Raw genomic sequence first — 26,137 nt, 5'->3', positions numbered from 1 at the left:
TTGCTCCTAATCTTGATAAATAAGTTCGCCGCGGGCATTTTCAAGCAGATACCAATCACTGCTTTGTTGGCCTTCGCTTTGGGCGTACTCTAGGAATTTTGGATAAGCATCAGCCACGCTGATACGCTCGAATGGATACTGCCAGTTGTAAGGCACAATAATCGCCCACGGTAAGCCATTACCTGTTTGGTAATAGCTGCTGGCTGAAGGATTTGATACATCATCAAAGCTTCCCCATAAACTGCTATCTACAGCTGCACTTGGGCTTTGATTTTTACTATGAATCTCTAAACCACGGCCTGGCGAGCTGGCAAAATAAGGGTTACGTGAATGCTCTGTGGCATAAATAAATGGGTCGAACGGCGCACTTGGTAAGGCATTTTTAGCTAAGCCTTCATGCATGGGTAGTAGCACTTTAAAGTGCAATTGCCCGGCACCTCTACAGTCAGCTTGGGTTTTATAAAAGTCACACTGATTTTGATTATTAATGTATTTACGTACGTCAGCGGCAATGATGGCGGTAATATCGTTAGTATTCTCGTCCAATACACTGGCTTGTAGTAATTCACCGTTTATCTCATAACGAATAGCGGCAACATCAACTAGCGACTTATCAATCCCCGGTATGCGTATAGCAAAACCATTATGGAAGCTGGCACCTACTGCACGTACTTCGCCTTGCAGCTCAATGCGGGCTACATCGCCGTTAGCAAAGCTAAGCACCTTGGTTTGCAGATTAACCACTAAATCATTTAAGTCGTAATCACCGGCAGCCGGCCAATTATCTTCAAACGCTACCGTGGCATAACCATCAGCACTTGGGTAGTAACTCACTTGCGTAGCAGAGTCGCCCACATAGATTTGATAATCTTCTACCTCACCATCTGGCGCACCACCTGTAGCAGTGTTCCCGCCGCCAGAGCTGATTCTGAACCTCGCCCAACGGTCGCCACTTTCGTAGCCTTCGGGCACCGACACCAATAGTGATTGCACACCTTCCACTACAGCTTGGTCGGTAAGCAACTGCTCCTCGTTATCAAAAGTGCCATTGCCATTAAGGTCGAACCAAGCACTTAAAAAGCCATTCGCCGAGCTGTCCACTTGAATAACAAAGTCCAAACCTACTTGCACATCGGTAACAAATGCTATTCCATCTTCATCATCAAATAAGCGTGAGCTATCATCGCTAGCCGGGTAAACATAAGCATCTGCTTCACCATCAACATTTGAACCAAGCTGAATCCCCCCATCAACTAGCTGGTGGCGAGCACCATTGTTAATTAATGAAGTGCCAAAGCTGTCTGGAGCATCACCAAAGTCAATATTGGCATCATCGGCGGCTACTATAGGAGCAATGGCACAACGTGCGCCGTCATTATTGCTTGATGCAGGGCCTTGAGCATAAAGCTGAGCCTCAGGAGAGTTAGACGCGATATCAATTTGGAACACTAAACCATCTGAATTGCGGCTAATGTACAAGTGGCCGCTTACATCAAAATACACCGCACCAAACGTACCTACTTGGCCAACATTGGCAAGGTTTTCGCTGGCGCCAGTTTCTGGGTTAATTCGCCATAAACGCCCTTGGTTATCTACGCTATAAAGCATGCCGTTATCAGGGTGAAACGCCATATCAAAAATTCTAAGATTAAGCGCACTGCCATCAATCACACGTTGCATGCTTAAATAATCTGCATCTGCTGAGTCTAACGACACTCTAAACAAGCCATATGCCGAACCGCTGCGGTAAAGGTAATGAGCATTGTTCTCTACAGCCACATCACCAACATAAAAGCTCACATCGCTAGCAAAGCCATTCCAATCCAGTGTTAAAGGCTCTACTTGGTAGTCGTCGCCAATTCGCGCCAGCGTCTTGTGCTGGTAACTCCAAGCATACAAATAATCGTCGTGCAGGTTAAAGCCAATGGCATTAAGTTTACCGGTGGTTCCCATGTCTTCAGATAGCGTTTGGTAATAGCCGGTGGCGAGATTAACGCCAAACAATTGCGCCACGTTCTGTTGCACGAGAAATGCCTGTGTAGGGCAACTAGAAAATGCTGCACCATAACTACTCAATGGTGAGCAGAGTAAGGCAAAAGCTAAAGGTTTCCATGGTTTCATAAGTAATCCTATCGTTTACTGATTTAGGTCAGATACTGCTTATCAGCAAGAGCCGAGCCAAACTTGTAACAATATGATTAGTAAGAAATTAAATGAGGTAAATAAAAGAAAAGCTAAAGCCTTTTGCATCTTGCAAAAGACGATACGTTAAAATATTAAATGGAAAAGTTAGCTAACAAATTTCTGCAGGCGCTTGCTGCTACCACTTGAATTTGCTTGCTTTGTTACGACGAGTAAGCGTTATTGGCAATAGCTTTTAAGTAAAACAACAAAGTGCCGGAAGACATTAAATATTGACCATTTTCAAACGCGTTTCTGTACAGAAATGCGTTAGCGCATTCGCTTATTCAAAAGGGGTTAAGATTAACGGAAGCATTGAATAGACGGGGTTAACGACCAATTAGCTATTTACTCTCCACTTTCAAAATGGGCAAAAACTTCCGCACCCGTCATATTTTGTGTTTCATTTTTAAATTCGTAGTATTCGGGCTTCTCATCAATGAATATTTGATGAGTTAGCGTGTAATCATCCCCTGATATCAATAATCCAACAGGAAGATGATACTGGTTACTTGGCACTAAATAGTAAAACAAGTGAGTACCACATTTACCGCAGAAACCTCTTTCAGCCCAATCAGATGACTGATATCTAACAACATTTGATTCACCTGAAATTTTAACTGAATCAGCACAATCAATAGCTAACATCGGGCCGCCAGACCAGTTTCTACACATACTACAATGACAAGCAGCCAACTCGTTACTAACGTACTCTACTTCCAACTTAACCGAGCCACATAAACACGTTCCTTTACCTTTCATAAATCCCTCAATCTTTGCAATGTGTGTGAACTATAATAGCCGCTAACGCCGTATTTAGCTGCTAAGCGGCGCTAATTGTTCCGCTAGAAACGATTGTTAAATCGTGTAGCGTCAATCACCACCGCCACAACCACCCGAATCACCGCCTGAGTCTCCGCTACCAAAGCCACCGCCGCAATAACCGCCACCACTGTTACCTGAAACTCCAGAAAGTTTTATTACTAAGGCAAGAACAAAAAGGCCAAACAGGATTGGAAGAAACACACTAAAAAAACCACTATCAGACTCAATGTCCATAAAGTGCCATGTTGACCACAAACCGGCCAAAATAATGATCCATGATCTCATAGTTCACCTCCTGTGAAAATTTAACGCTGCGAACACCGGATTGGGTGAGATGGCTACCTTTTTGCTGTTTTTTGCAAAAAGGAAGACAGCTTACCCAAGTCCGCGTGATTTGCTTTGTTATGTGCATTGTATTTAATTTCGTAACAATTGGGCTAAAAAGCGTTTTAATGATTTTTAGGTTTTGTTATGGAATTCGATAATCAAGGTGTCTTGAAAACCAATTATGTATCTGTCACTATCCAAAGGCTTCATATTTAGCTTCTGTAAGGTCCAAGTTCTTCAGCAAAAGCTTGGTAACGATCTTCCGCTTCTTGCTCTTCTGCACTCAAAGGAACATCTATTAGATATGGTCCAATGGCGTGATAATAAGAATCAGACATAATCCCATTTTTAGTATCTTCAGCCCACCCTAAACTAGTGTTTGGCCCGTACTTCCTAAGTGCTAGGAGCGATTTTGACGGATAAAATGTATGTGAATATAAATCTACGGGAGCTGTAAGTGGCATTGCACCGACTATAGTAGCAACATCATTCGTAGCCTTTTCGATACGAGTCTTACAACCATCACAAGGGCCTGTTCCATCGTGCAGGTTAATGTTTAACTCACCCCCTCCTACAATCTCATTTTCCATCTTTGGAATCTCTCGAACTACATCCGTAAGTACTTTACCATCAGCGTCATTTCTAGAAACATACATTTGATGTTGATCACCTGATAACTCATTTAAATCATCCACTTTGTCTTGTAGTGTATAGTCATTATCTTTGGGATTGTCTTGTTTTCCCGCAACAGTAGGGCCAAAAGTTGCGAGAATTCTATTTTCAAATAATACATTTGCGGACATATAAATATTACCTTTAGTCCGCTTTAACTCTCTAACATGACCTTGTTGCATCCGGTTAAATTCGAGAGCTATTTGCAATATCCATTCTTCCTGGCTATCGTGTGGAGTATCATCTCGAACATGATCTTGTAAATTAATCAGTTCAAGAGTACCTCTTGTTTTTTTTAGAATTTCTTCTATAATTCTAGGTTGACTTGTGTCTTCTGTATTTTTAACGCTTTGTGTGCCTAGATTACCAAGTGGATACATTTGTATTAGTTCATTTCGATTAAGTGAAGATCCTTCGCCTGTAGTTTGTTCAATTGTCCGTACTTCGGAATTATCATGCAATAGTTCTGTTTGTGATTTAGTCTGAGAATTATTGTTTACCGATTCTCTAATAGCCATTAACTGCATAATTCGTTGACTATCACTTATCGTTTTCTGTAGTCTTCTTTGCGTAACAGCATCAGACCGATTATCCACAAACCCAAATGCTTGCTTCACATCATTTTTCTTCTGAGCAACAGAACTAGCAACCACCCTACTTTTATTCTCTTTCGGCTTCTCTACTTGTGCATACATATCTCAAACCTTTTTAATTTGGACTTTATCGCTTGTTATAGGCTTTTTTCATTGCCTATAACTTGATCCTAAAATCCACAGTGGATTTTATTTTCGACTGTATCTTTACTCATACTGGTCTTTAGCACGCCGATCTAGATGGCTAAAGACCAGCTCCCTTTGTATATCCGCCATATCATATTCCGCCTTCTGGACGACAATTGGCGCGCACATAGACATAATGATCCTCAGTGAAAGTGTCGACCTCCTGCGTTTATCGTGGGTTAGTCAAACTAGAGCCACATTGTTAGATGTAAAGTCTTAACAGAACAGGAGATCAAAATATCTACATCTAGCACGTTTTTCATTGAACTAGATGTTCACAAAGAGACTACTAATGTCACTTATTGTGTTGGTGACTGAAGAGATAAGCCCGTATTTCACGGCACCCTCACCCACCAATATTCTCACTATAGACAAACCTATCAGAAAAAACCAAGGCTTGGCAGGCCGTGCGGATTTTGGCTCTATCGTCACTTGGTGAAACACGGAATCGAATGCTGGGTAGTGGCTCCCGCCCTTATCCCTAAAGCGCCCGGTGATAAGGTTAAAACCGACAGGCGCGATGCCATCGCTTTAGCAAGAATGGCACGAACGGGATTTATTCATTCTATTCATGTGCCCAATGCCGATGATGAAGCGGTAAGAGATTTAATCCGTTGCCGAGAAGATGCCATGTTGGATTGTCGCCAAGCCAGGCAGCGTTTGAAGCTGTTATTATTGCGTAATGGTCATCCTTGCTCGGGTCGACAGGTGTGGAATGACGCTTTCAAACGTCATTTGGCCGATATTCATTTCTTAGAACCTGCTAAAAAACTTACTTTTCAGCACTACATCCACATTGTTACCGAGCGCTATGAGCGGCTACAACACCTTGAGCAAGAACTACAAATTATTGCACAAGATTGGAGCTGGTATCCGCTAGTGCAATACCTAACGGTGTTAAGAGGCATTCGCTTCTTATCGGCCATTACTTTAGTAGCAGAGCTGGGTGACATGCGCCGTTTCGCTAACCCACGTTCACTGATGAATTTTGTAGGTTTAACGCCGTCGGAATACTCCAGTGGCAACCGACAAAAACAAGGCGGTATTACCAAGTGTGGCAATACTCATGCACGGCGAATACTCATCTAAGCGACTTGGGCTTACCGCTTTACACCCAAAGTCTCGCGAGAGTTACTGATACGCCAGCAAGACCAATCACTCAATCTACAGCAGCGTTCATGGGACGCGCAGCTTCGATTATGTCGACGCTTCGCCCAGCTCAAACACCGTGGTAAGGAACACAACAAAGTGGAGACCGCAGTGGCCAGAGAACTCCTCGGTTACATCTGGGATATTGCGCAGCGCTTTGACCCAAAGAGCCAACATATAGGGTAGAAATAGAAAGAAGCTAAAAGTGTAAAACAACTTGAATGAGTAAGATCTGCGGCAGCGGTGAGAGCAATCCTCGAGGGCGTTAAGCGCTATAAACACGTAAAATAGCAGGAATGAGACAGACCACAAACACCCAACAGTTTCTTTAAAGCAATAATATTCAAGCTTACTGTGAATGCTCAAACGTTATTGTTTACCGGCGCTAAGCCCTGCGAACAGGGCTTTTATCACCGGCAATCACTAAATAAGCTAAATAGCCTCAGCTTCTTCCCATGATTGTTTTTTGCGGTAAATGGTTGAAGGGCTTACATCTAATAGCTCGGCGGCTTTTGGAATATTGCCGTCGCAGTGATCAATCGCATGTTCAATGGCTTCTTTTTCGGTGATCCACAAGGGTTGAATTTGATACTGACTGCCACCCACTACATTTGCGCTAACTTCAGCCGCTTCTACTTCTTCCTGATGGCGACCATCTTTACCAATCGCGCCTTCTGGCACCAGCGTATTGATAGGTGGTGGAAGCTGGCTAGCTAACACCTCTTTACCGTCATGCAACACGCAAATGTTGCGGATCACATTTTGCAATTGGCGAACATTGCCCGGCCAATCGTAGTTACTCATTACCGTAGCGGTTAGGCTAGAAAAACGGCGGAATTGTTTACCTTCTTCTTTGGCATAACGGCGCAAAAACTTCTGGGCAATGCCTGGTACATCTAAGCCACGTTCACGCAGTGGAGGTAAATGAATAGGCACAACGTACAAACGGTAATATAAGTCTTCTCTAAAACGCCCTGCTTGCACTTCTTCCCACGGGTCTCGGTTAGTGGCACACAAAAAACGCACATCTACTTGCTCTTCTTGGCTGCCACCTACTTTTTGAAAACGCCCCGTTTGCACAAAGCGCAGTAGCTTTGTTTGTAAGTCCATGTCCATTTCGCCAATTTCATCAAGGAACAGCGTTCCTCCATGGGCTTGCGAAGCCGCGCCAGAACGCATAGATGATGCTCCGGTAAAGGCGCCTTTTACATGGCCAAAAATTTCACTTTCCATTAAGTCTTTTGGGATAGCGCCACAATTTATTGCAATAAAAGGTTTGTCGGCTCTGCCGCCTTGTTTGTGGATTGCCTCCGCACACACTTCTTTACCTGTTCCACTCTCTCCGGTTATAAACACTGTGGCTTTGCTGGGCGCTACTGCTTCAATCATCCGATACACATTTTGCATGCTTAAGCTGCCACCAATAAAGCCATGGAAGCTGTCGCGCCCGGCATCGGCTTGGTAGTCTTCCACTAACGATTTTAGTTTGTGCAGGTTAACGGCATTGTTCACGGTCACTTTTAGGCGGCTGGCATCAAAGGGTTTTTCTATAAAATCCACCACCCCTAAGCGCATTGAATCTACCGCTACATCCACAGAACCATAGGCGGTAATAATAATCACCGAGGTCGGTAAGCTGCGCTCAACCATCCACTCTAACACTTGCATACCGCCCATATCGGGTAGGTTTAAATCAAGTAGCATGACCTGAGGCGATTGTTTTGATAAGAAGTCTATTGCTGCGCTGCCGGTAGCTACGCGCTCAAGTTTAAGGTTTTCTTTACTAAGATACGCTTGATAAGTGGCAGCCAATGTTTCGCTATCTTCTACTAACAATACCGAGGCTTTAAGCTCAGTTCCCATAGCATCTCCCTAGGCAATAACTGTTTTTTCAAACTGCTTAATTGCAGTAAGCGTTTGTTCTACGGTGTTCGCCAACCTTGGCACATGTTCATCTAACGCTGATATGTCGGAAGCTTTACCTGCTACCTCAATAGCCAACGCTAACTTACGTAAACGTTCGCCACCAAATGTTGCCACATTCCCCTTCATGGTGTGGGCTGCTAAGGCCACATCATCAAACTCTTGCTGCTGATGTGCCAGTGTAATGGTGGCCAATTGAGCCTCTGTTTCTTGGTAAAGCAACGAAAGCATTACTGGCAGTGCGTCTAAACCTGCGTCTTTTACCAACTGTTCAAGCACTTGTCGGTTAAGCAGTAAGCTAAGATCTTGTTCGGGTTCATCGTTTGCTACTTCAGTAGCAACGTCAACTTGATCAAGCGTATGACTAACTAAAGGAGCTTCAACAACGGTGAGTGTTGGTGTTTTTTCCTTATACCATTGCACTAGTTTAGCTCTAAGCAAGGGGATATCGATAGGCTTAGTGATAAAATCATTCATACCTGCTGCAAAACACGCTTGTTTGTCTTCGGCAAAGGCATTGGCGGTCATGGCTAATATTGGCGTTTGCTGATTAAGCCCTTCAGCTTCTCGTATTTTACGAGTGGCGGCTAAGCCATCCATCACCGGCATGGCCATGTCCATTAAGATAATGTCGTAATGATTATGCTGACACATTTCTACGGCTATTTGGCCGTTTTCAGCACTGCTCAATTCTTTAATAAAGTCTTTAAGCACTTGAGTCACCACAGCGCGATTCATGGCGCTATCTTCCACCAATAAAATGCGCGCATGTTTTGCTAATTCGGGATTAGGCTCTTTCTGTTCCAGCGCATCGTCTAGTTGAATGGTAGGCGCATGTCGCCCTCTAAATGGCAAACGAACAGTAAAGGTTGTGCCACGGCCAACTTCACTCTCTACTTCAACTTCACCCCCCATTTTCTCCACTAACTGACGGGTAATCGCCAAGCCTAAGCCGGTGCCGGAGTATCGTTTAGTGACACCGCTTTCTACTTGGAAAAACTCTTCAAACAAACGTTCTTTATCTTCTTTCTCAATGCCTATGCCAGTATCTTTTACTTTTAGCTCCATGCCATAAGGCTGGATAGGTTTTAGCGCCAGCGTTACCCCACCCTCAGAAGTAAATTTAATCGCGTTGCCCATTAAATTAAATACAATTTGCCTAAAGCGCAGCGGCTCACCAAAGTACTCGGGGAAAATGTCATCGTCTATCTGCAACTCAAATTTCAAGGCTTTTTGCTGAGCGGTAGTATTAAACAACCTAACGATACTTTTTAAGGTCTCCGCGGCAGAAAACCATTCATTGTTAAACTCTAATTGGCCGGCTTCAATTTTAGAAAAATCCAATACGTTGTTTACCAAGGCCATTAAGGTATGGCCTGCTTCGTTGCCGGTATCAACAAAGCCTTGCTGCTCTAAGCTTAAGTCGGTGTCTTTAAGGATTTGGTTCATATTAATAATGGCATTTAGCGGGGTACGAATTTCATGGCTCATACTGGCAAGGAAACGGCTCTTGGCTAAACTGGCTGCTTCGGCGTCTTGCCTGGCACGCTCTAAGGATTGCTCAACGGCTTTCTGCTCGCTTAAATCGGTGAAATGCGCAACATAATGCGTCACCTCGCCTTCGCTGTCTTGAACCGAAGAAATGCTTAACCACTCGGGCAATCGCTCACCATTTTTACGAAGATTTACGATTTCACCCGACCACTCGCCCTGCTGTTTGAGATGCAACCACATGTTGTTGAAAAAGGCTTGATCATGCTCACCGGAGCTTAAAATAGACGGTGTTTGGCCAATGGCTTCTTCTTCTGAATAGCCAGTAATTCGGCTAAAAGCGTGGTTTACTCGAACAATTTCTGCGTGTTGATTAGTGATAAAAATGGCTTCGTTGGCGTCAAAAGCTTCAGCGGCTAACTGCAACTCTTGCTCGGTGCGCTTTCTATCGGAGATATCTCGCATAAACGCGGTAAATATTGTGTCATCGCCCACTTCAACCGAGCTAATGGTGAGCTCTGAGAGAAACTCTCGGCCATCTTTATGCAATGCAGGTAATTCTAAACGTTGATTAAGCACCGGGGCTTCGCCGGTTTCTCTGAAGTGTTTCATGCCATTGCGGTGAGCATCCCGAAAGGCCTCAGGCACAATAAAGCTCGCCAGTTCTTTGCCCACCACTTCATCGTGAGTAAAGCCAAAAATACGCTCGGCACTTTGGCTAAACTCCAGCACGTAACCATGGCGATCGGTTGTAATTACTGCGTCCATGGCCGAGCTAATTGTTGCTTTTAAAATCGACTGATTTTGCTCTAGCTCTAAGGCTAATTTTTCTTGTACCTCTATGGCCTGTTTAAACTCTAAATGTGATTGCTCCAACGCGGCAGACATTTTGTTAAAGGCTCGCGAGACTTCTGAGATCTCATCTTTGCCCTTCACATCAAGCTGAATGCCCGGTCCAATTTGCGTAATGGTTTTAGCAGCATCGCGCAGGCCACCGAGTTGGCGGGTAAGGTAAGTGCCAAGCAAAAACGAAAACAAAGCCACTAAGCTAATTTCTAACAGCGCAATGCTTACGCCAAAGGAACTCGCCTCAGAAATTAAGCCGTGTAGGCCGTGATCATAAATGCCAATTTGAATGTGACCATAGAGTTTGTTGCCGATAACAACATCACTTTCATTAACAAATATCTTGTGTTCATGGTCACCAAGATTGGGATCTACCGAAGGATGCTGATGAGGGTCGATTCCGCCTTTAGACAATAAACGTTTGTTCTGGTCTGTAATCACCACATAGGCGACATCTTTTTGCGAGGAAAATTCTTCAGTTAGGCTATCAAGTGTGGCTAAGTCGGTGGTGATAATGGCATTTTTAGTGGTAGACGCAAACAGCGACGACATCATTCTGCCATGCTGTTCCACTTGTAACTCATTTGAATCGTGCAGCCATCCAATGCTGCTATAAACCAATACCCCTAACAATACGGCTTCTATTAGGGCCACGCCGAGAACGGTTTTCGCTTTAAAGCTTAGATTCATCGCGCCTTTCCATGCTTGTCATTAAGGCTAGTTAATGATGTGTATCACCTATACTGAGCTGGCGCACATCGTCCCAATCTTTGTCTTTGGCCACCTCAAAACCTTTCATTTTAAGGCCATCCAATAAGGCTTGCTGCTCAGGTTTATTCTCCATTTCAACCAAAGCTTGCTGAATTTTTTTAACCACCTCTGCTGGCACCTCTGGGTGGGCAGCAATGGCATGAGGTGTATAATCTGGCGACTCCCACAATACTGTCAGTTGGTCAGTAACGTCTGCGTCACCATTAGCAAAAGTGCGCGGAATTCCGCCACCAGCTGGATACAAGCCTGCCGCTACCGCGCGATATACCGAGTCATGCGAACCAACATACTTGGGTACAAACGCAACCCCCTGTTGTTCTAAGTATCCTCGAGTGACTACACTCGCCGCAAAAGCCCGTGGCGCCGGAAAAGCTAAGGTTTTACCATTCAATTGTTGAACATCGGTGATATTGATATCACTATCAGTCCTTACCACTATAATACCATTTAGCTTTTTGTCTTTAGTTTTAGCAAAAGCTTTATATCCTGGCGAAGCAGAAAACACTTGGTAATGAAAAGGGTTCATGTAGGCAAAGTCATATTCACCGTTGGCTAAACGCTTCTCAAACTCAGGAATACTGGGGGCCGTTTTAAACTCCACTTGATAACCACTGGTGTCGCTAACCGCATCTAACACAGGGCTCCACTGCAACGCTAAACGGGTAGCCGATTGCTGTGGCACTATGCCAAAGGTATAGCTTTTTGCTTCAGCACTGCTGCTAATAATCGCCAAGATCACCAGCAAAATAGCCACCAACAACACGGTGACTTTAATCTGCATTTTTCGCTTTGCTTTGTACTGTTTACTCTTAATCTCGAGAAACGCTATATCTGGTTTCTGCTTACTCAATGTGGCTGATGCTCCATTGTTGGTTTGTAATATAAAAAACATATCATACCCTTATCGAAAGTAATTGAGAGTTAACAAGAATTCTTTGCAGCACACGCTGGAAACGAGGAAACAAAATGGTAATTCGTGAGGTTTCTCTCACTAACTCAGATTGCAGGCTGGGATTAAAGCGATCGTTCATCACAACACCGAGTAAACGAATGTCTTCGGTTCGCAGGTCTGCAATGGCAGCTTCAAACGCCGGGCGAGAAGTCACCCCTGCCATCATGGTCATAATGCTGGCATCGCAACCCGCAAGGGCGCGTTGCGCCGAAACGTTGCCACAGTTGTTTTGGTTAACTGCTGAAGTATCAATCAGCACCAATTGGTAACTTTGTTTCCACTGCTCTGTCCATTGCTCAATCACACCCGGTTCTTTTAACGACAACAGCGATACTTTGTCTAAGGGTACTGGCAAATAGTCAATGCCCGATTGCGGGTCTTTAATCATTCCTTGCACCTTGCCTCTGTCCCAGCCTAAATCAAATACGGGTTGCTCAAAGTGACGAGGGTGGTGCAAGTTAAAATCAACCACTAATACGCTACGCCCTGCTCCGGCTGCGCGCCTTGCAATGGCATCTACCAAGGTAGAAACCCCTTCCTCTGGTTGACTTGAGCTCACCCCAATACAGGTGTTTTGTTGAATCGGTAAGCGCTGATAAATGCGCTCCAACTCTTGATAAGTTGACGGTAAATTAATCATAGGAACCCCAACAATGCGCTAATGGTTACAATACGGAATACGTCTTCCATGCCCTGGCGAGCTTTGTGCCAACCGCTTTCTTCGCGTGATGGAATGTACACAGTGTCGCCAGCTCTAATCACTGGCAACATGCCAAAGTCACCGGTTTTAGAGAACTCTAATAGGTTGAAAGTACGCGCTTGGTCTTTACAGCAAGACAGATTTACTACGGTGATTTTCTCTGGGAAACCATCGTTATCTACACCACCCGCTTCGGCTAATAAATCCAACAAGGTCATATCATCGTTAAAACGGTAGCGACCAGGTTTGTTTACCGAACCCAATACCCGCACGGTGCGCTCTTTCTTTTCAGACAACCAGTTGCGGTCTTTTTCAGGAATGTATATAGAGTCACCCGGTACTACGTTTGGTAGCAAAGACTCATCACCCGTTTCGAAGTACATTGCTAAATCTAGCTTTGATACTTGCGAGTGTTTACCGTTGCGGTGACTAATTCGCACATTGCTAATGTCGGCTTTTTCCGACGGGCCATCGGCCGCTGCAAGAATATCCAGAAAGTGCATGCTAGGGTCAAAACGGTAGCGCCCAGGGGCAACCACTTGACCAAATACGTAGATTGAGTCTTCGCTAGCTTGGCGTACCCATTGTGATTTGTTGTCACTTGGGTCATCTGGCAACTGCGGCACCATAATGGTGGTACCCGCCACAATCTGAGGTAAACGCTTATTGCTAATCTTACCCGCTAGGTAAGCATTTAAATCAAAGTTAACCGAGCGTGTATTGCCGTTAGCATCGCTAAACAACACCGTGATTTTAGCCATATCGGCATTAGGTTTAGGCCCGCCAGCATGCGCTAATAGATCCATTAAGTTCATCTCGTTGGCCCACTCAAAGCGGCCTGGGCGGTTTACTTCACCCATTACTTTTACTGCACGGTTTGGTGATACCTTGGTCCACGACTTTTCATTTAAGTCAGTTTTCTCAGGAATAAATATCGCATCACCAGGTGTGATTTTTGGCAGCTGGGCTGTGCGCCCTTCGGTGAACGATTGCAAATCAAAACGTTCAACCGTTCCGTTGCTGCGAATCACTCTGATTTGGCGAGTTTCAGCAAAGCGCGTTGGGCCACCAGAGTTAGCTAATACATCTAAAAATCCAGCTGATTTATTGCCCTCGTATGCACCAGGCTTAAATACTTCACCCATTACATACACCGTATTTGCACCGGCTTTAATCTCTTCTTCTTGCTTGGGCACAAACACGGTAGTGCCGGCACTTAACTGTGGCAACATGTTGCTGTCACCAGTATCTAAGTAGCGCTTTAAGTTAAACAGCTTTGGCTCACCATTAATGATGACGCGAATTTGCTCCACACTGGCATAACGAGTCACCCCACCAGCACGCATTAACATATCCACTAACGAGGCTGATTCTTTATAAGAAAAACTGCCTGGGTTATACACCTCACCAAATACTTTAACTGCGGTACGGTCTTCTGCTGCGTCGCCTTTGTCGTTAAGTGTTTTAGGGTCAAAATCCACCGCGACATTGCCAATTTTTGGCGATGCAGGAACAAACAATACATCTAATGATTCCAGCTCTGGCAATACACTCAAATCGCCAGAATCTAAGTAACGCTTGTAGTTAAATATTTTGGCTTGCTCAAAGCTGTCGCGGCGCAGTTGCATGCGGTCTAACTGCGCGCCAGAACGTAAACCACCAGCGGCTTGAATCGCCATTTGAATGCCAGCACCTTCGGCTAACACCACTTCACCTGGCTGGCCAACAAAACCTAATACACTAATGCGGATACGACGCTCTTCGAGTAACACACGCAAACCGGCTAAATCACGATAAGCTTTAGATAACTCACGCTTAATCTTTTCTTGCATTTGCTGCTCGGTAAAGCCCGATACCATGATTGGACCCACTTCCGGCAGAATTAATCGGCCATTTCGGTCTACCTCAAAGCTTTTATCGAGCGAGGCTTCACCAGGAAGAATAATGCGTACCACGTCACCTGCCTGTACTTGAGGACTAGCCGCGAATGCATTGGCGCTAAACACAATGCTCATAACAAAACCTAGAATCATCCATGCCGCCACAATGCCTTTACATACTTTTGAAGTATTCATGAGCGTGCTCCTTATTGACCACGTTGAGCGAAAAAGTGATTGTCGGCGTCGATAACACTAATGGTAACTCGACGGTTAGAGTGGCGAATCGCGTCGCTTTCGCCTTCAGAATAAGGTTGTGAATCAGCCACTGCTGCTAGCTTAATCTGTTGTTCGTTCATACCCATCTCAGCCATGTAGTCAGCCACCGCTTGGGCGCGAGCTAAAGATAAACGCTGCTTGTAAGCCTCATCACCTTTGCTGTCACTATGGCCGGTAATAATTAACGCTACTTTGCTCGCGGCAATAATTGGCGTGAGATTAGTGAGTTGGTCTTTGTAGGCTGGAGTCAGTTCGCTTGAATCAAAAGCAAACTGATTATTGCTGTTTAACGCGTCGCTAATGCTTACCATTAATTGTGAAGATTGAATGTGGCCTAAGCGGTCGGTTTGGCAAGCACCGCTTTCGGTTACTCGATCTAGCCGCTGCTCAAGCATGTTCACAAAGTGTTGTTGAATTTCGATATCGTTGGCAGCATCAAAGGTTAAGCCACCCTCTAATTCACGAACAATGCGTTGCTGCTGCAAACGAGCCTGAGTAACTGAAGCAGGGAAACATAATTCGGCACCTTCTAACACCAACAAATCTAGCTGATGCTTAACTAATACCGCTTCAAAATGTAGACCGTGTTCTGGGCCTAATTCGCGAAGGTCGGTAGTGCCAGTGTCGCCGTCCATCCAAGCCAATATAGCGTGTTGATGCTCAGCAAAACCACCGCGTCCTTGTTCTGGCCAACTGGTACAAGCTGAGGTCATTGTTAACAATACGGGGATAATAATGCTACGCATGATAGGCTCCTTGAGTCCTGCTTAAGCGGCGATAGAAGGTAAGGTGTCAACACTGTTTGGTTGATTAGGAAGCGTGTCTAACATGGTGATGATGTGGTTAACACGAAGCATCACGAGTAAATCTCGCGGCTGCTGCTGAGCGCCTACAATAATAAGACGACCACCCGCTGCATTAATGCGTTTGAACATAAATACCAACGCGCCAATACCAGAAGCATCTAAAAAATCGACATGTGCCAAATTCACAATAACCAGCTTGCTGGCTGCTTGGTGACAAATGTTTTCAAACTGATTTTTGTGCTGAGCACAAGACTTAGCATCAAAGGCACCATTGATAGATGCTGTTACGTCGCCTTGGTCTGAAGTAGTTAGTTGCATATTCATAATTCGCTCCACAATTCCTGATTCTCAAGACTGTTAAAGCGAGTTCTGTGCCACTTACATATTAGTGATTATAAACAATGGGTTATATGAAAATCGTGAAGTAATACAGTAAATTTAGATGGGGTTAACAGTGCTTTCGCAAATTGCAATTTGGCTAGTTTAGGCTTTAACAGCTAACGCTTAATTAGTGGGCAGTGGCAATTTAGGCCATAAAAAAGCCCGAGCGTTTTGGGCTCAGGCTTGGTAAACGAAGCGGTGTTGCTTAGAGTTTAAACTGGTTAATCATGTCACCCAATTCATTATTGATGGCAGCAATACGCTGGGTTTCGCTACGCTGGCTTTTCCCTTCATTATTGAGGTTTTCTACCATGCCGTGGATTTGGTGCATACTTTTATTAATTTCTTGAATAACAATATTTTGCTCGCTGGCCGAGGTAGATACCTGGCTATTCAATTCGTTAATTTGATGAATAAAGTCACCCAGCTTTTGCAAACTCACCGAGGTTTTATCGGCCTCTTCTACCGTATCTGAGCAGGTATGTTCGGTACTGCCAATAGACGAGACCACTAGGCTAGCTTCTTGTTTCAGTTTGGTTAAGGCCAAGCCGATCTCGCTGGTGCTGGTTTGAGTACGACTGGCGAGTGCTCTAACTTCATCGGCCACCACAGCAAAACCTCGTCCTTGATCTCCCGCTCGCGCGGCTTCAATCGACGCATTAAGCGCTAACAAGTTGGTTTGCTCGGCAATACTGCCAATCACTTCAACAATATTTTGAATACTGGCCGTTTCATTATTCATATTCTCTACGTTGCTAGAGGTTTCATGAATCTCACTGGCTAGGGCTTCAATTTTTTGTTGAGTAGTTTTAATGGTTTGCACCGAATCTTCACCGCTTTGATTGGCCTCATTGGCATATTTGGCTGCGGCTGACGTATTACCTTCTACTAGCTCAGCAGTATTAGATAACTCTTCAATAGCAGCCACAATTTGGGTGGTTTCGTTGGTATGCTGATTAAGAATCTCACTGCTGCTTTGGCTGTATTTATCCAACGTTTCAATACCGTCAGAAAGCTTAGAGCGGGCACTGTTTATTTCTAATAGCATAGTTTGCAACTGTGCGATAAAACCGTTGATACCTTGGGCAATAATGCCAATGTCATCGTCGGTTTTCACTTCTAAACGCTGGGTTAAATCACCACTACCTTGGCCTAGTTCGGTCACTAAATCTCGAAGCTTAATAATCGGCTGGTAAAGCTGATTCAATACAAACAATAGAATAATAACCGATACTAAGGTTGCAACAGTAATAATGGTTGCCACTTTATAGGTGGTTGCTTGCAGGGGCGCAAACGCTGTTGATTCATCTACCGCAATCAACACATACCATTCGTTATCGCCTAGTAAGCTCACTCGTTGGCTGACAAACAACGTTGATTGCTGATTAACATCGGCATACTGAATCGCTTTATCTTGTCCTATCAAGCCACTATAAACCTGCTTAAACACGTCCAGATCAGCAACATTATCCTTTTGCTTCACCCACTCGTTAGTTGAGGCTAATACCAAGCCACTTTTATCAACAACTAAACCTGTTGCACCGGCAATTTCGCTTAAAGAACTCAACTGCTTTTGCAGATGGTCAAAACGCAAATCAGCCATAATCACCCCTTGCTTAATTGGGTGCATCACGCCAACCATTGGCACGCCATCGCTGCGCGTAAAAAACACATCGCTGAGTGATAAAGTGGCGGTCTTTTTAGCGGCTTTATACCATGGACGAGTACGAGGATCGTATTTATCTAAACGCCCCACTCCCTTTGGAAAAGACTCAGAAGCTTTAGATACAAACGAGGAACCATCGTCAAAGCCAATAATCACCTTATACACACCGCCTAAGCGAGCGGTATATTCGGTCATAGCAACGTGGTTACTGGTTATGTTTTTCTCTTGGTATAACTTAGCGAGCTGATTAACCGCGCCGGTTGTGCGCTGGAACGAGGTATTAATCTCTGTAGTTTTCTGTTCAATAGTATGATGAATATCCCTTAACAAACTATTGGTAATCTGATCTTTTAGCAGAGTATAAGAAAGGTAACCTGTTACTAATAAAGATAAAACAAGCATAAAAGTCATAGCCGACAGTAAGCTTGATTTAAAGCCAAAGCGATTCATCCATTTTCACCATTTATAATATTATATATATAACAATACTACTTTTGAGTGACACTTAATGTTAAACACTTCAACAAAATGAAACTCTATGACTCCAGAGTAAATACCTTCTTTTAACGCCTCACAAACATATTTCAACTACAACACACATTCAGCATCTGGTTCGCGGGCATTTTCAGCCAGTAAAGCGGAGATACGTTCAGCCTGCATCGGTTTGTAGAACAAAAAGCCCTGATAAACTTGGCAGCCCTTATCATTAAGAAACGCCAATTGAGCTTGTGTTTCCACCCCTTCTGCAACGGTGCTAAGCTCGAGGTTATTGGCCAAGTTAATAATGGTGGAACAAATTTGGCCGTCTTCAATCGTAGTAGCGCATTCCTCAACAAAAGAACGATCTATCTTTAGTACATCAATAGGTAAACGCTTCAGATAATTAAGCGACGAATACCCCGTACCAAAATCATCTACCGATATCTTCACCGCCAAGGCTTTAAGTTGCGACATCACCTCAATACAACGTTCAATATCGCTCAACAATACGCCTTCGGTGATCTCTAGTTCCAAGTGGCTAGGCTCAATATTCGCCCGTTGGCAAAGCTGTTGAATGTAACTAACCAAGGTACCTGAAACCAAATGCTTACCAGAAATATTTACTGAAATAGGGACTTTACTAATGCCATTAGTCTGCCAGTGCTGAATTAACTCCACCGCTTGAGTAAGTGCCAGCTCGCCCAGTTGAATCACCAAATCAGATTCCTCTGCCAAGGGAATAAACTCGCTAGGAGATATATCGCCTTCTTTGGGATGATGCCAACGCATCAGCGCCTCTAAACCCACTATCTTGCCAGTGGCCGTTACTTGCGGTTGATAGATCACTGTAAACTGGTCACCCTGCTCAATGCCCTTAGCCATCTCTTGCTCATAATCAAAGCTACGGGCGGCTTTATGGGCCATTTCAGGTTCAAACATTTGAAAATTGTCACGACCACGCTGCTTGGCATAATACATGGCAATATCGGCATGCTGAATTAACTGCTCACTGGTGGTTTTACCTAACTCGGCAGGCGCAATGCCAATACTGGTTGGAATATTAATCATTCTCCCTTCTAGCTCTACCGACTCACGCATAACAGTAAGAATGTCGTGAGCTTTAGTACGCGCCTGTTCTTCACTCACTGCGCCAGAAAACAACACCACAAACTCATCGCCCCCCCAGCGAGCAATCACATCGGTAGTTCGGGTAACACTAATTAAGCGCTTAGCAACTTCTCGCAGCAATTCGTCCCCCGCGTTATGGCCAAGGGTATCGTTAATTTTTTTGAAGCGATCTAAGTCCATAAAAAATAAAACAATATCTTCTTTGGTATGTTTTGATCGTTCAATCACTTCCTGTAAGCGCCCCATTAGATAAGTGCGGTTATATAAGCCAGTGAGAGGGTCGCTATATGCTAGCTGTTTAAGTTTATCTTGCAGCTTGAGCTGCCGAGTGACATCGCGAATATGCAGGGTAAACTCGTTTCTTATCTCGCTTCCTAAGCTGGCACCTGTAATGGCAATTTCAGCAGGAAATTTATCTCCAGAGTTTCGGGTTAAGGTAATCGCGTTACGCCGATTGCGTAGCAAACCTTGTGAGGTAGAAAACTTGTGCTCCAAACTTGCTTTTACCGCTGGTTGGTCTTGCTCCAAAATAAACAAATCAATAAAGCTCTTGCCGCTGACTTGCTCCTTTAGAAAGCCAAAGATACGCTCCGATGCAGGGTTAAATTCTATAATTTTCCCCATCAGATCCACGGTAACAATGCTGTCCATCGACGAATCTAAAATCGCACTTTTACGCTTTTCACTGGATCTAAAGTCATTTATTGCCGTGTCGCGTTTAGAAATTTCTACACTTACGCGCTCAATCACTTGGTTATATTGGGTGGCAATTTGCCCTACTTCGGTAAATGGCTCTACTGGCACTGGCTCAGAAAACTGTCCTTGGTGTTGCTGCTGATGCATAGAGCTTAATAAATCAATAAGCTCGGTAGATGCGCGGTGCTCACTCACGTTCATGCCTTGTCGTTCTTCTTCGGCATTCACCCGCAAAGGAAAAAAGCGATTAAGGACGTAAAGCACAACAAAACTCAAACCAAAACTGTATAAACCAATAGCCGCTATGCCATAAATCTGAGCTGTAATTTGCTCGCTACGGCTTAAACCTGTGCCTAGCATGTCTACATCAGCAAAAATACCAACAGCCAAAGTTCCCCAAATACCAGCGAACAAATGGACAGGAACGACGCCTAATGCGTCGTCAATTTTTAAATGGTCAATTAGCTGCGTACCTAAATACAACACAGCCCCAGCAATAATGCCGATCAGTAAAGCATAGCGAGGCGAAACAGCATGACAACCGGCGGTAATTGCCACTAAACCAGAAATGATTCCATTTAGAATAAAACCCACATCCACGTAACGTTTTACGCTGTAGTGAAAAACCGAACTCACTAAGCCAGCCCCTGCTGCTGCCAAACAGGTGTTAAGAATAATGCCCGGTACTTGCTGGTTAAGCACCAAGGTGCTACCTCCATTAAAGCCAAACCAACCGAGCCAAATAAGCAATGCGCCAAGTACCGACATGGGCAGGTTATTACCAACTGGCAAAGGTTTGTCACTATCAAATCGACCGATTCGTGGTCCAATCACCAACACCGCAGCAAGAGCAACGTAGCCCCCCACTGAATGAACCACTGTAGAGCCGGCAAAATCGACAAAACCCAGATGCTCAAGCCAACCTTGATTGCTTGCTTGGTAGACCGATGCCCAAGCCCAGTGACCCGTTACCGGATAAATCACGGCACTGATCATTATTGCTACGGCCAAATAGCCCATAAAAGACATGCGCTCCGCCACTGCACCAGATAACAAAGTGGCAGCGGTACCGCAAAACATCATTTGAAATAGAAAGAAACTAATTTGAAAGGCGGATTGCTGCTCACCAAAGAAAAAGTTACTCCCGCCCAACCAACCATGAGTAGAGTCACCAAACATGAGAGCGAAACCAAATGCCCAATAAATGAGTGCAGCAATAACAAAATCGGAGATATTTTTTGCCGCAACATTAATGCTGTTCTTACTGCGAATTTTTCCGCTTTCTAAACATAGAAAACCGGCTTGCATTAAAAACACTAAAAATGACGCGATCAACAGCCAGGAGTAGTCCATTACTTACCCTCATCGTATCGAGCTAGGTTCAGAATAAATCCTAATCTAGCAACAGAAAGCGGCATCCTAGCCGCAAGGTAATGCATATTTGCTTACATTTATCTGTTCAGTATCCATACAATAATACAGCATAGCAAGAGCAAACTGTGCAGCTAGATCTTCATAAGTTGCTGTAAAAGAAGCCAATATTAACAAACTAATTGTTAGTAGAAACAGTCTAGAAAACACTGACTCAAAGCAAAAAACCAAGCATTTCTTCATACTTAGCGAAAAATACAGGTTTTTAACAACGCAAGCAGCAAACGCTCGAAGATTACCCTACTGATTAATTGCTCTATTACAGCCTTATCACTGCCCTTTACCAGCCACTACCACCCATATTGTTTTTATTAACACTCCCATATCTTGTATTAACCAACTACCACACTGGCTTAGGCTTAAGGCATAACAATGGTCATAAGCTAGCTTTTGTTTTACGTCTTCAATACTTGAGTCATAAGCTAAATTCACTTGTGCTAGACCAGTGATTCCTGGTTTAATGCCTACCGTGCGTTCGCTATAAAAGGGAATGGCTTGCTCCAAGCTTTGATAAAACACTGGGCGCTCTGGGCGCGGCCCTACCAAAGACATTTCACCTTTGAGTACGTTGATTAACTGCGGCAATTCGTCGATGCGTGTTTTACGGAGAAACTTACCTACGCGAGTAATTCGGCTATCTTGCTTGGTGGCCCACACCGCTCCACTCACTTGCTCGGCATCACTGCGCATACTTCTAAATTTATAAATATCAAATAGCTGCACATAGTCTTTAGTGATTAGCCCTACTCGGGTTTGCTGGTAAAACACAGGCCCCTTTGAATCTAGCTTTATCGCTAAGGCCATTAGCGGAAATAAGGGACTAAACACAACCAGTAATACACTGGCGCCCACTATGTCGAAAAACCGTTTGCCTGCACTAACCCATGGACTAACAAAACATGTTAAACGCTTTTTCTTAAGCTTTTTAGCCACATAATCCACACAGCCCAACATGCTAGAAAAATGGCCTTCGACTAAATAGTTAAGGCTACCGATGGCACCAGGCAACGTCAGCTTAGGCAATATTCTTGGCAACATGGCAAGGCTGTAACCTAACAGTTGCAAGGTAAAGAGTACCGCGAACACGGTAGATTGAGTGCTTAATATCATTGCACCAAAGAAGCTAGTTAACATAAACAAAGGAATGGTTACGCGTAAAGCCTTGCCCGAGAAGAAAGTAAAAGCCACACCTTTAAAACGCGGTAACAACATATGACGCAAGCGAATTAATTGCTGCAAGTTACCGGCACCAATGCGTTTTCTGCGACTACGATCTTGGCTATCGGCCGCATGCTCAAGCTCCAAGGCGCGAATATTGGGCTCGTATATGGCGCGGTAGCCTTGCGCTACAATATCCATAGGAATAACAAAATCATCGTTAATGGTGTCTTCAGGCATACGTCTAAATAGCGATTTGCGAATTAGATAAAATGCCCCATGAGCGCCTAGTGGCGCGCCCATTTCTGCTTCACAACGTTTCACTTCGCGCTGATAGTTCCAATATGCCTGCTCACCTACCGAACCAGGGCTAAGCAAGTGATAATAACCACAAACCACACCAACATCGCTTTGCTTAAATTGGCTTGCCGCAATCAGCATGGCATCTACCGAGATAAGGGCTGATACATCCGACAAGGCCACGATGTCGGCTTTGCTTTGACTGATGTGCTGATTTAATACCGCCACCTTGCCTTGATTTTGTAACTGCTCACAGACTTCTATTTCAAAACTGCAAAAAGTGAGCTCTTCCAAACACGCTCGCGCTTCTGCAGCCGTATCATCAGTGCAGCCATCGCAAATAATCTTAATCGTTAAACGGTCGTCTGGGTAATCCAGCGTGGCTAGGTTAATTAACTTAGCGGCAATGTAATCTTGCTCGTTGTAAGCCGGAATCAACAACTCAATAAGCGGTAACTGAGCATCGTCTTCGCAATGGTGATATTTACGCACTACTGAAACAGGTACCGCCTGCGCTGGCTGTTTATGCCCTTTACTGAGAAGCTTAAGCAATAAAGGATAAAGTGCATGATGATAAACCACCAAAAACATCGCGATGAGGGTTAAGTAAATGAGAATATTCATAATTATGCCCTTATAAGTAACGATGACGGAGTGCAGCGTAGTTACGCGCGGTGGTGCGTAAATCACCAGACTGCTTAACAAACTGGCGCGGGTTGCCAGTAGCTGGCTTTTCCAACTTTTTCTCTAAAGCTTGGGCCATAGCAAACGCTGAACCCGGCTCAACTAATGTGCCGGTGCGAGGACATAAGGCTTCAGTAGATGCGCCAACATTGGTCACAACAGCGGGGACCTCACAAGACTGCGCTTCCAAAATCACCAACGACAGACCTTCGAAATATGAAGGCAAGCAAAACAAATCTAAGCTTTGGTAAAAACGTGGCATTGACTCAATCGAACCTAAAAAGTGCACCCGTTCTTGTAAGTGCAAAGATTCAACCAATTGTTCTAATTGCTTACGTTGGCTGCCATCGCCGGCAAATGCTAAATGCACATCTTCGGGTAAAAACGATAACGACTCGATCAATACTGCTTGGCCTTTTTCCAGTTCCAAGCGGCCTGCACAACCAATTAAACGAAAATGCTCTGGTAAACCCAGCTCCCGACGAGCCACTACTTTGCTACCTGGCGCAAAATTGCGGGTATCCACACCGTTTTTAATCACCTGCACTTTTTCATCATCAAAACCTAAGGCTGCTTTTAACTCACCAGCCACTAAGTTGGCGTCGGCGACCAGCATGGGTTTAACAAATTTGAGTGCGGCAGCTTGTACCAAGCGGCGGCGTTGCTGGCGTAAATGCCATGCATCATGTTCGGTATGAATCACTACTTTCACGCCAGCTAAACGTGCGGCTATGCCACCATAAATAAGCGGGCCAATATGGTGGGTATGCACCACAGGCACTGCCCAGCGGCGAAACAAGTTAACCAACTTCCACAAGGTTGAAAGTCGAAAACCCGGCTTTTTGTCTAAAAACATCAAGCGGTCAGCAAAGGGGCGAAGGCGCGGCCATGCCGCCAGTGCTTCTTCTTTGTTGCCTTCCAGTGAGATAATTACCCCCTGCTCATGCGTCTCTTCCATCCGTTGTAAATCTAAGGCCATGGTTTCTATGCCACCGGGCTGTAAGTGCTGTACGACTTGGATCCAAATACTCATTAGGTAATCCTCTTTAATGCGATTCATTAAGCGGAGGAATACGGCTTAACACCGACACTCCAGCTATAGCTTCAATATCTTTAATGGTGCGTAAACTTGAATCAGTTAACTCAGCAATCATCGCTAAGCTGATACCAATAGCAATGCCACCCACAAAACCAGCAACAACAAACATCCATAATGGCAAGGTAGACGGACCACTAGGGGTATAAGCGCGGTCAATAATTTTGATTCGGTCTGCTTGCTCAAACACACCTAATGCTCCGGTGACTTGCGCCATTTCGTAGCGGGTTAACATGTTTTCATATAGGCTGCGTTTCACTCGCAAATTGCGATTTAGAATACGGAGTTGTTTCTCTTGCTCACCCACCGAGCCAATTTGTTGCTGTATAGAATTTGCCAAACTTTTTAATTGCGATACCTCTGCTGCTAAGGCGTCTACTCGCTGGCGAGCAATCATTAAGGCCTCTACTTGCACAATTAGCATTTCACCGTTGGATTCAGTAATTGAGATTTGCTGCTGTAATAAGGCAGAACTATCGGTTTTACTTACCGCAGATTCCGGCAACGCGAGCACTTCTTCTCGCTCTTGCTCCAAATGGCGCAGTACCCGTTTAATCGCCAAAACTTTAGAGTGCCCCTCGGTGTAGCGAGACATGAGGGTGGCCAGCTCAGCACGATTAAGCACAATTTGTTCTTCTAAGCGGGTTAACACAGGATTAGTACGAGATAACTGTTGGTCAATGCTGCCTAAGCTTTGCTTAGCGCCCGCCAATTCGGCCTCGCGTTCAATTAAGCGCTGGCGCACTCGCGATAGTCGCTCTGTATTTGCAGCATGTTGCTCGGGCAAACCATCAGAATGTAACGTGCGATAATTCGCTAACGCTTGCTCTGCTTCTTCAAGCTCTATGCTACTGGTACTTAAGTGCTCGCGAAGAAAACGCTCAGACTCTTGAATAGACGAGCGCTCAGGGGCTAAAAGTTGCTCAATAAAATGTTTAGACACCGTTTCTAATAACTGACTCATGCCCTGCGGAGTGGTTGATTTGTAATCAATTCGAATCAAATCCTTACCCACTTGGCGAACCGTTAAGGCCGACGATAAACGCGCAATCACTTGTTCTTTACGCTGCGGGCTGTCGGTTTCAAACATCAAGCCTTGCTCAATAGCCACTTCGCTCAATACGTGGCGACTATGCAACAAGGTGGTCAGCGCTTCCATTCGGCCTTCTACATTGGCCGATACGGCTAAATCTTCTAAAAATGGATTAAGACTGGCAGTTTCCTGCACCAACATACTGGTATGCGATGCATATTGTTTGTCCGACATTAGTGACACAACAGCCCCAGCAATCGGCATCAATAGAATAGGTAGAGCAATTAAGTAACGTCGACGCCATAGGGCATCAACAATTAAATATATTCTTGGTAGTAATTCGCCCATTGTATTCTCCACTTGATTCAAGCTTTGAATAGCGAATTCCGTACCAACAATTTTAGTTTTTAATTATCAGTAACTTAGGGGGAAAACATGTAGAGGGAAAAGACCAGTTGCATTTTGCAATGGCAAAACTAGCCTAGGGGAAAAAGTGAAGGGGAAAA

The 26,137-nt window shown here is 44.6% G+C and carries 18 protein-coding genes; 2 read left to right on the top strand and 16 right to left on the bottom strand.

From position 1 onward, the window contains the following. Window positions 1-6 precede the first annotated feature (6 nt). The 4 genes from Q4549_RS00725 to Q4549_RS00710 form a co-directional block, all read right to left on the bottom strand. Window positions 7-2,121: an LruC domain-containing protein gene (locus tag Q4549_RS00725; RefSeq protein ID WP_303553021.1), complete on the bottom strand. Its 2,115-nt coding sequence runs from the start codon at window positions 2,119-2,121 to the stop codon at window positions 7-9. 408 nt (window positions 2,122-2,529) lie between these two features. Continuing rightward, window positions 2,530-2,943, bottom strand: a complete 414-nt coding sequence (locus Q4549_RS00720; protein ID WP_303553495.1) for a GFA family protein — start codon at window positions 2,941-2,943, stop codon at window positions 2,530-2,532. Window positions 2,944-3,054: 111 nt separating this feature from the next. Further along, window positions 3,055-3,291: a hypothetical protein gene (locus Q4549_RS00715; protein WP_303553496.1), complete on the bottom strand. Its 237-nt coding sequence runs from the start codon at window positions 3,289-3,291 to the stop codon at window positions 3,055-3,057. 254 nt (window positions 3,292-3,545) lie between these two features. Continuing rightward, on the bottom strand, window positions 3,546-4,700 hold the full coding sequence (locus Q4549_RS00710; RefSeq protein WP_303553497.1) for a hypothetical protein: 1,155 nt from the start codon (window positions 4,698-4,700) through the stop codon (window positions 3,546-3,548). 376 nt (window positions 4,701-5,076) lie between these two features. Between Q4549_RS00710 and Q4549_RS00705 the strand changes: the two genes are divergently transcribed. Together Q4549_RS00705 and Q4549_RS00700 are read left to right on the top strand one after the other, a co-directional pair. After that, entirely contained in the window at window positions 5,077-5,223 is a 147-nt protein-coding gene (locus tag Q4549_RS00705; protein ID WP_303553498.1) for a hypothetical protein, read from the top strand. After that, on the top strand, window positions 5,220-5,873 hold the full coding sequence (locus tag Q4549_RS00700) for an IS110 family transposase (protein ID WP_303553499.1): 654 nt from the start codon (window positions 5,220-5,222) through the stop codon (window positions 5,871-5,873). The genes Q4549_RS00705 and Q4549_RS00700 overlap by 4 nt, the downstream gene beginning before the upstream one ends. A 492-nt stretch (window positions 5,874-6,365) precedes the next feature. Here the strand turns inward: Q4549_RS00700 and Q4549_RS00695 are convergent, their stop codons facing one another. The 12 genes from Q4549_RS00695 to Q4549_RS00640 form a co-directional block, all read right to left on the bottom strand. Beyond that, window positions 6,366-7,796: a sigma-54 dependent transcriptional regulator gene (locus Q4549_RS00695; protein WP_303553500.1), complete on the bottom strand. Its 1,431-nt coding sequence runs from the start codon at window positions 7,794-7,796 to the stop codon at window positions 6,366-6,368. 9 nt (window positions 7,797-7,805) lie between these two features. Then, window positions 7,806-10,883: a PAS domain S-box protein gene (locus tag Q4549_RS00690; protein WP_303553501.1), complete on the bottom strand. Its 3,078-nt coding sequence runs from the start codon at window positions 10,881-10,883 to the stop codon at window positions 7,806-7,808. A gap of 31 nt (window positions 10,884-10,914) precedes the next feature. Continuing rightward, a complete protein-coding gene (locus tag Q4549_RS00685) occupies window positions 10,915-11,856 on the bottom strand; it encodes a phosphate/phosphite/phosphonate ABC transporter substrate-binding protein (RefSeq protein WP_303553502.1) in 942 nt (313 codons plus the stop codon). Between the two features lies 1 nt (window position 11,857). After that, entirely contained in the window at window positions 11,858-12,556 is a 699-nt protein-coding gene (locus tag Q4549_RS00680) for a hypothetical protein (protein WP_303515114.1), read from the bottom strand. After that, entirely contained in the window at window positions 12,553-14,691 is a 2,139-nt protein-coding gene (locus Q4549_RS00675) for an SLBB domain-containing protein (RefSeq protein WP_303553503.1), read from the bottom strand. The genes Q4549_RS00680 and Q4549_RS00675 overlap by 4 nt, the downstream gene beginning before the upstream one ends. 11 nt (window positions 14,692-14,702) lie before the next feature. After that, complete coding sequence (locus Q4549_RS00670) at window positions 14,703-15,518, bottom strand: OmpA family protein (RefSeq protein WP_137675087.1); 816 nt, start codon at window positions 15,516-15,518, stop codon at window positions 14,703-14,705. 21 nt (window positions 15,519-15,539) lie between these two features. After that, entirely contained in the window at window positions 15,540-15,902 is a 363-nt protein-coding gene (locus Q4549_RS00665; protein ID WP_303553504.1) for an STAS domain-containing protein, read from the bottom strand. 262 nt (window positions 15,903-16,164) lie between these two features. Continuing rightward, window positions 16,165-18,075 carry a methyl-accepting chemotaxis protein gene (locus Q4549_RS00660; RefSeq protein ID WP_303553505.1) on the bottom strand — a complete coding sequence of 637 codons (1,911 nt, stop codon included), beginning with the start codon at window positions 18,073-18,075 and terminating at the stop codon, window positions 16,165-16,167. Between the two features lie 138 nt (window positions 18,076-18,213). Then, window positions 18,214-21,282: an ammonium transporter gene (gene amt, locus Q4549_RS00655; RefSeq protein ID WP_303553506.1), complete on the bottom strand. Its 3,069-nt coding sequence runs from the start codon at window positions 21,280-21,282 to the stop codon at window positions 18,214-18,216. A gap of 348 nt (window positions 21,283-21,630) precedes the next feature. Next, entirely contained in the window at window positions 21,631-23,442 is a 1,812-nt protein-coding gene (locus Q4549_RS00650) for a sugar transferase (protein ID WP_303553507.1), read from the bottom strand. Window positions 23,443-23,452: 10 nt separating this feature from the next. Then, window positions 23,453-24,535, bottom strand: a complete 1,083-nt coding sequence (locus Q4549_RS00645) for a glycosyltransferase (RefSeq protein ID WP_303553508.1) — start codon at window positions 24,533-24,535, stop codon at window positions 23,453-23,455. 13 nt (window positions 24,536-24,548) lie between these two features. Beyond that, on the bottom strand, window positions 24,549-25,979 hold the full coding sequence (locus Q4549_RS00640; RefSeq protein ID WP_303553509.1) for a Wzz/FepE/Etk N-terminal domain-containing protein: 1,431 nt from the start codon (window positions 25,977-25,979) through the stop codon (window positions 24,549-24,551). Window positions 25,980-26,137: the final 158 nt, after the last annotated feature.

Source organism: Agarivorans sp. 2_MG-2023 (assembly GCF_030548085.1).
Taxonomy (GTDB): Bacteria; Pseudomonadota; Gammaproteobacteria; order Enterobacterales; family Celerinatantimonadaceae; genus Agarivorans.
Note: the sequence above shows the minus strand (reverse complement) of the source record. Positions and strands in the feature narration are given on the sequence as shown.